Annotated in this window: 1 protein-coding gene and 1 pseudogene; one reads left to right on the plus strand and one right to left on the minus strand. The window is 35.4% G+C overall.

Annotated features, from left to right (window positions below; translation table 11 throughout):
* Window positions 1-147 (minus strand): transposase (locus BGK49_RS27345; protein ID WP_141011594.1); only part of this gene is annotated, 147 nt, incomplete at its 3' end.
* Between the two features lie 424 nt (window positions 148-571).
* Between BGK49_RS27345 and ospC2 the strand changes: the two are divergent.
* A pseudogene (gene ospC2, locus BGK49_RS14770) lies at window positions 572-1363 on the plus strand (type 3 secretion system effector OspC2); the annotation flags it as partial.

The following is a 1363-nucleotide window of genomic DNA, read 5'->3' on the forward strand; positions in this document are numbered from 1 at the left end:
TGCACCGGAACATAACACCCAGAACATGCCATTGATGATTTTACGGTGCTCAGCCCATGGGCGTCCGGCCCGTGGTGTGGCGGGTTCAGGAGGTAACAGGGGCTTGATGATGGTCCATGCCTCATCGGGAAGGTCGTAGCGAGCCATAGTTCAATATGTTGTGTAAACAGACAGTTACTATAACTCAGATGATTAAGGGACACAGCCTACTATTCCGTGCAGCTATTTAGCTCTCTTTTTGTTGAGCGCCCATGATTCTTTCATTTATTGTTACTAATTTTTTATGTTATCATCATGTTATGAGCATGCCCTGTTCTGCGTCTCTATTTTATCTATCATATTCTGAGCATTAACTACATAACAAGGCGCAAGATATATATCCAAAAACAAATAATACTGTTGCAATAATTCCTTTCAGTAAAGGAAGTGTGATTAAACTCAGGGGATTTCAGAGTGAAAATCGTACAACATATTAAAATATGTTCGTTATAATACATACAAGAAAATATTAAGTTAGATAATATTATTCTAAATAACTGCAGATAAAAACGCACATAATGGGGGATGTTTTATGAAAATACCTGAAGCAGTAAATCATATTAATGTTCAGAACAATATTGATCTTGTTGATGGAAAAATAAATCCGAACAAAGATACAAAAGCATTACAAAAAAACATATCATGCGTAACAAACTCATCCTCTTCTGGCATAAGTGAAAAACATTTAGATCACTGTGCTGATACTGTGAAAAGCTTTTTAAGGAAGTCTATAGCAGCGCAAAGTTATAGTAAAATGTTCTCTCAAGGGACCAGTTTCAAATCATTAAATCTTTCTATTGAAGCGCCATCTGGAGCACGGTCATCATTTCGGTCACTTGAGCACCTCGATAAGGTGTCCAGACACTATCTTTCTGAAATAATACAAAAAACTCATCCTCTTTCTTCGGATGAACGTCACTTGCTCTCTATTATTATTAATTCTGATTTTAACTTCAGACATCAAAGTAACGCTAACCTGTCAAATAATACTCTTAATATTAAGTCCTTTGATAAAATTAAGTCTGAGAATATACAAACATATAAAAACACATTCTCTGAGGATATTGAAGAAATAGCTAACCACGATTTTGTTTTTTTTGGGGTTGAAATTTCCAATCATCAAGAAACACTCCCACTAAATAAAACACATCATACTGTGGATTTTGGTGCTAATGCGTATATCATTGATCATGACTCTCCATATGGATATATGACATTAACCGACCACTTTGATAATGCTATTCCACCTGTTTTTTACCATGAGCACCAATCATTTTTCTTAGATAACTTTAAAGAGGTTGTGGATGAAGTTAGCAGGTATGTG

This window comes from Shigella sp. FC1544 (genome assembly GCF_001722145.1).
Lineage (GTDB): Bacteria > Pseudomonadota > Gammaproteobacteria > Enterobacterales > Enterobacteriaceae > Escherichia > Escherichia coli.